Origin of the sequence: Catellatospora sp. NPDC049609 (assembly GCF_040675365.1) — a bacterium.
GTDB lineage: Bacteria > Actinomycetota > Actinomycetes > Mycobacteriales > Micromonosporaceae > Catellatospora.
In genome coordinates, this window is sequence record NZ_JBFAOU010000318.1 from 1 (window position 1) to 4,754 (window position 4,754).

Below are 4,754 nucleotides of genomic sequence, written 5' to 3' on the forward strand. Positions count from 1 at the left end.
CGATCTTGCGCGAACTGTTAGGGATATGCCCGTTTAGGGCGTGTCATCCCCACAGCCCGCGCAAGATCGTCGCTTTGGGGGGCGGCGCCCTACGCGCGGGTGATGGCGTTGGCGTGGATGGCGGTGTGGAGGTACTGGGTCATGCCGGGGTGGATCGCTTCGTAGGTGGCGGTGAAGCGGTCGTCGGCGACGTACATGTCGGCCAGGCCGGTGTGGATCTCGTAGCTGCACTCGTAGAACCAGCGGCTGATGAGCTGGCGGTGCTCCTCGGCCAGGTCCATGGCCTCGGGGGTGTCGGGGGCGGCGCCGGAGTCCATCAGGGCGGTGAAGCGCCGGCCCCAGTCCTCGTTCTCCTGCTTGTTGCGTAGCCAGTCTTCCTTGGTGTACCGGGCGGTGCGCCTGGTCGACTCCCGATAGGCGTCGGTGCCGCCCCAGCGCTGCTCGGCCTCCTGCGCGTGGTCGTCGGGGTTGAAGTCGCCGAACACCTCGAACCGCTCTTCGGGGGTGAGGTTGATGCCCACTTTCTTCGCCTCCATCGCGAACTCGATCGCGGTGACCATCTCCTGCAGGCGCTTGATGCGCACGTTCAGCAGCTCGTGCTGGCGGCGCAGGTGCGCCGCCGGGTCGGCCTGCGGGTCGTCGAGGACGGCCGCGATCTCTTCCAGCGGGAACCCCAGCTCCCGGTAGAACAGGATCTGCTGCAGCCGGTCCAGGTCGGCGTCGTCGTAGCGGCGGTAGCCGCTGCGCGTGCGCCCGCTGGGCGACAGCAGGCCGATCTCGTCGTAGTGGTGCAGCGTCCGCACGGTCACCCCGGCGAGCTCGGCGACCTTGCCCACGGTGTATGCCATGGTTCCCTCCTTTCCGAGAACCAGCTTCGAGTCTGCCGTTACGTGAGAGTCAAGCCGATGACGCGACCCGTCGCACCCTGCTCGCGGTGACGCCGGCCACCGCGAGCGTGAACACGGTGCACAGGGTCAGCACGGCGGGCAGCGCCTTCATCGCGTCCTCCAGGTAGCGGTGGGCCTCCCAGACCAGGCCCTGGTCCCAGGCGTTGACCATCGTCGCGGGGTACCACAGCGGGGCGAGGTGGCGCGGTGCGGCGTGCGCGGGGAAGGCGGTCAGCACGTAGGCGGCCGTGGCGGCCTCCATCAGCAGCAGCCCGCCGGCGGCGCCGGTCAGCCAGGCCGCGACGGTCCGGCGGCGGCCCAGCAGGGCACGCACCGCCGCGGCCAGCCCGATCGCGCCGAGGCACCAGCACGCGATCGTGGTCAGCGCGGCGGCCCGGTTCTCCCCCACCACCTCGCCGATGTACGGGGCGGCGGCGACGGCCGCGACGCCGAGGGCGAGTGCCACCGGCACGACGACGGTGGCCGCGCCGATGGCCTCGCCGCGCCCGGCGGCCCTGCCCCAGAGCCACACCAGCGGGCCGATCACGGGCAGTGCCATGACGTACCCGGTGTCGGCGACCTCGTGCAGGCCGGCGGTCTCGGCCGCCACCGCCCCGACCATGATCGTCGTGACCGTCACCACGCCGAACACCGCCGGGGCCACCAGCAGCTTGAGCAGGACGAACCCGGTGGTGCGGGCCTTGGTCACGGTCATCGTCCCCGTTCGGTGGGCGACCCGGTCGCGCAGCGCGCACCAGGCGGTGTCGGCCAGGTCCCGGCCGGGGGTGGCGCTGGCGGCCAGCAGCCCGGCGATCTCGTCGCCGTAGCGCTCGCGCACCGCGGGCGGGTAGATCGCGAGCACGGCGCGGATGAGCAGCCGGCGCATCAGGCCACCGCCAGCCGGCGCAGCCCGGTCGCGGCCAGCGACCGCATCCGCTGCAGTTCGGCGCCCAGCGCGGCCCGCCCGGCGTCGGTCAGCCGGTACGGCTTGCGCCGGTCCTGCTCGGGCAGGGCCTCGATGTAGGCGTGCTCCTCCAGGCGCCGGATCGCGCCGTAGAGCGTGCCGGGTCCGGGGCGGGCGCCGGTGAGCTCGCCGATGTCGTCCTGCATGGCGTAGCCGTGCTTGGGCCCGGCGGCGAGGCTGATCAGGATGTGCAGCGCCGGTTCGGAGAACCGGCCGAGGTCGGCGAGTCCGGCCACGGAACCTCCCTTACTACGTTCTGCGTAGCATCGCAGTACGTAGCATCCGCGTCAATGGTGCGGCGCGGACGGTCTCCGCCCGTCTAGGGTGGCGGACATGATCTACGACGGGCTGAGCGACTACGAGTTCGCCTTCCCCGGCCCGCTGCGCGACAAGCTGGTCGCCGCGGTCCTGGCCGGGCACAAGACCTCGACCACCGGCCTGCTGGTCGGCTACGAGCACGACGACGAGCCGCTGCCCCGCCCCGGCCAGCGCAGCACCATGATCGGCTCGGCCGGTCAGCCGCTGGCCATCCTCGAACTCACCGAGGTGCGCCAGGTGCCGCTGGCCGACATCGACCTCGCCCACGCCGTCGACGAGGGCGAGGGCCACACCACCGTGGCCGCATGGCGGGCCGCGCACGAGCGGTTCTGGCACTCCGCCGAGCTGCGGGACCACCTGGGCAGGCCGGACTTCACCGTCGACGACACGACGATCACGGTGACCGAGCGCTTCCGGGTCGTGTCGCTGATCCCCGACGCCGCCACGGTCAACACGGCGCTCGCCGCCGAGTCGGCGGCCCTGGCCGCCGGTCTGCGCGCCGCCCCCGCCGCCGACCTGGACCGGCCCACCTGCTGCCCGCCGTGGACGGTGCGCGACGAGTTCGCGCACACCGCGATCGCGGTCTCGCGCACCCTGGACATGCTCGACGCGCCGCCGCCGGCCGGCCCGCCGGTCGACACCGCCCGCTACTACTCCCCCGACCACCGGTTCGCCCCGCAGACCGACCGGGCCCGGGTCGACACGGCTGCCGACTTCGCCGCCGCCCACACCGGCGCCGAGCTGATCGACTGGTTCGAGCAGCAGGTCAAACAGGTCGTCGACCGCGTGGCGGCGACCCCGCAGCGACTGGTCGCCACCCGGCACGGCGACCCGATGCGGCTGACCGACTTCCAGGTCACCCGCGTGGTGGAGCTCGCCGTGCACGGCCTGGACCTCGCCGACGCGCTCGGCGTCGCGCCGTGGCTGACCCCGCAGGCCGCGGACGTCGTACAGGGGCTGCTGTGCGGGCTGTCCGCGCCCGGTGCCGCCGCGGCGCTGGGCGTCGACTCCGCCGGGCTGCTGCGCCGCGCCACCGGCCGGATCGCGCTGACCGAGGCCGAGCGGGCCCGGCTGGACGCGCTCGGCATCACCTGGCTGACACTGACCGGCAGATAGGGAGTGATACGGTATCCATCTTGCACCGCTTAGGGAAGGAAAGACCGTGCCAGGCCATATCGAGGAGCACCACGGGATCGGCGTGCTCGTCGCCGACGCCGACGGCCCCGCCGTCACCACCGTCCAGGACGCCCTCGACCTGATCGGCGAGGCCTTCCAGGGCGCCCAGGTCGTCGCGCTGCCCGCCGCGCGGCTCACCGGCGACTTCTTCACCCTCGGCACCGGCCTGGCCGGCGAGATCATGCAGAAGTTCGTCAACTACCGGATCCGGCTGGTCGTCCTCGGTGACCTCGGCCGGTGGCTGGAGCGCAGCTCCGCGCTGCGCGCGCTGGTCGCCGAGTCCAACCGGGGCGAGCACGTCTGGTTCCTCGCCGACCTCGGCGAGCTGGCCGAGCGCCTCAAGGACGGCTGAGATGTCCGAGCTGTACTCCGTCGAGCAGGTCGCCGAACGGCTCGGCCTGCACGTCAAGACCGTGCGCAACTATGTACGCGACGGCCGGCTCAAGGCGGTGCGCATCGGCAAGCAGTACCGCATCGCCGCCGAGGACCTCGCCGCGCTCACCGGCGGCCCGGTGCCGACCACCGCGCGCGAGGACGCCCGCCGCACCCGCCACGTCGAGGTGTCCAGCGTCGTGGCGATCGACGCGATCTCCCGCCATGACGCCGACCGGGTGATGACCCTGGTCACCGCCGCGGTCAACGGCCCGCGCGGGGACGGCGAGCCGCTGCGGCTGCAGACCGTCTACGACGAGCAGCGGGCCCGCCTGCGCATCATGCTGCTCGGCGACCCGCAGACCACCGCCGACCTGCTCCGTCTCGTCGACGCCCTGCTCGCATCCCGCTGACGATCGGCGCTCCCCGTCCCCTCAGGAGGCCAGGGCGGAGGCGGGGCGCTGGGCGAACCATTCGACCTCTTCGCGCAGGTCGCGGGCGGCCGGATCCTGGGCGACGCGCGGGTCGCGCAGCGCGTCGGCGACCCGGTTCACCCCGCCCATCACCTCGGTGACCCGGCGCGGCAGGTCCAGGGCCAGCACCGGGCGCAGCGTGTCGTGGGCGGCGGCGGGCTGCCCGGCGCGCACCTGCGTCAGCGCGAGCACGGTCCGCGCGCCGGCCTCGTCGCCGAACGAGCGCTGGTCGGGTGGGCTGGCCGCGTACAGCGCCAGCGCGCGGGTGGCCTCGTGCACGGACCGCTCCTGCATGCCGGGCAGGCACGCGTACACGTCGGCGGCCTGGTAGTGCTGGCGCGGCGGCGGGAACCCGAACAGCCCGCCGATCGCGTCGAGCTCGTCGCGGGTGTGGCGTTCGCGCAGGTCGTCGGCGCGCACCAGGGCCAGCCGGGCGGGTTCGGCGGCGCCGAGGCGGGCAAGGGCGCGGCGACCGCAGACGCAGGCCTGTCTACCCGGCGATCGAGATGTTCGGCGAGGGGTTCTTCCTGCGCTTCGACGAACGACGCGTCTCCGAGTGGGAGA

General features: G+C 73.2%; 6 protein-coding genes and 2 pseudogenes. 4 read left to right on the plus strand and 4 right to left on the minus strand.

Going from position 1 to position 4,754, the window contains the following annotated elements; all coding sequences use genetic code 11:
• Positions 1–89 precede the first annotated feature (89 nt).
• Genes AB0J67_RS39165 through AB0J67_RS39175 form a run of 3 tightly spaced genes read right to left on the minus strand, consistent with a single transcriptional unit; the run spans position 90 to position 2,087 of the window.
• Complete coding sequence (locus AB0J67_RS39165) at positions 90–848, minus strand: MerR family transcriptional regulator (protein WP_363490566.1); 759 nt, start codon at positions 846–848, stop codon at positions 90–92.
• A gap of 49 nt (positions 849–897) precedes the next feature.
• Positions 898–1,773 (minus strand): hypothetical protein, encoded by an 876-nt coding sequence (locus AB0J67_RS39170; protein ID WP_363490568.1) that lies wholly within the window; start codon positions 1,771–1,773, stop codon positions 898–900.
• Complete coding sequence (locus tag AB0J67_RS39175; RefSeq protein ID WP_313720739.1) at positions 1,773–2,087, minus strand: PadR family transcriptional regulator; 315 nt, start codon at positions 2,085–2,087, stop codon at positions 1,773–1,775. The genes AB0J67_RS39170 and AB0J67_RS39175 overlap by 1 nt, the downstream gene beginning before the upstream one ends.
• Positions 2,088–2,184: 97 nt before the next feature.
• Here AB0J67_RS39175 and AB0J67_RS39180 point away from each other — a divergent pair.
• The 4 genes and pseudogenes from AB0J67_RS39180 to AB0J67_RS39195 all read left to right on the plus strand — a co-directional run.
• Positions 2,185–2,601, plus strand: a pseudogene (locus AB0J67_RS39180) (ASCH domain-containing protein); the annotation flags it as partial.
• A gap of 39 nt (positions 2,602–2,640) precedes the next feature.
• Positions 2,641–3,285 (plus strand): annotated as a pseudogene (locus AB0J67_RS39185) (maleylpyruvate isomerase family mycothiol-dependent enzyme); the annotation flags it as partial.
• Between the two features lie 46 nt (positions 3,286–3,331).
• A complete protein-coding gene (locus AB0J67_RS39190; RefSeq protein WP_363490570.1) occupies positions 3,332–3,697 on the plus strand; it encodes a DUF4180 domain-containing protein in 366 nt (121 codons plus the stop codon).
• Between the two features lies 1 nt (position 3,698).
• Positions 3,699–4,130: a helix-turn-helix domain-containing protein gene (locus AB0J67_RS39195; protein WP_363490572.1), complete on the plus strand. Its 432-nt coding sequence runs from the start codon at positions 3,699–3,701 to the stop codon at positions 4,128–4,130.
• Between the two features lie 21 nt (positions 4,131–4,151).
• On the opposite strand, the gene AB0J67_RS39200 is transcribed toward AB0J67_RS39195, so the two are convergent.
• Entirely contained in the window at positions 4,152–4,610 is a 459-nt protein-coding gene (locus AB0J67_RS39200; protein ID WP_363490574.1) for a hypothetical protein, read from the minus strand.
• Positions 4,611–4,754 lie beyond the last annotated feature (144 nt).

Excerpts from the sequence above, each read along its gene's own strand:
- AB0J67_RS39165 (WP_363490566.1), bottom strand. The coding sequence starts at position 848 with ATGGCATACACCGTGGGCAAGGTCGCCGAGCTCGCCGGGGTGACCGTG.
- AB0J67_RS39170 (WP_363490568.1), bottom strand. The coding sequence starts at position 1,773 with ATGCGCCGGCTGCTCATCCGCGCCGTGCTCGCGATCTACCCGCCCGCG.
- AB0J67_RS39195 (WP_363490572.1), top strand. The coding sequence starts at position 3,699 with ATGTCCGAGCTGTACTCCGTCGAGCAGGTCGCCGAACGGCTCGGCCTG.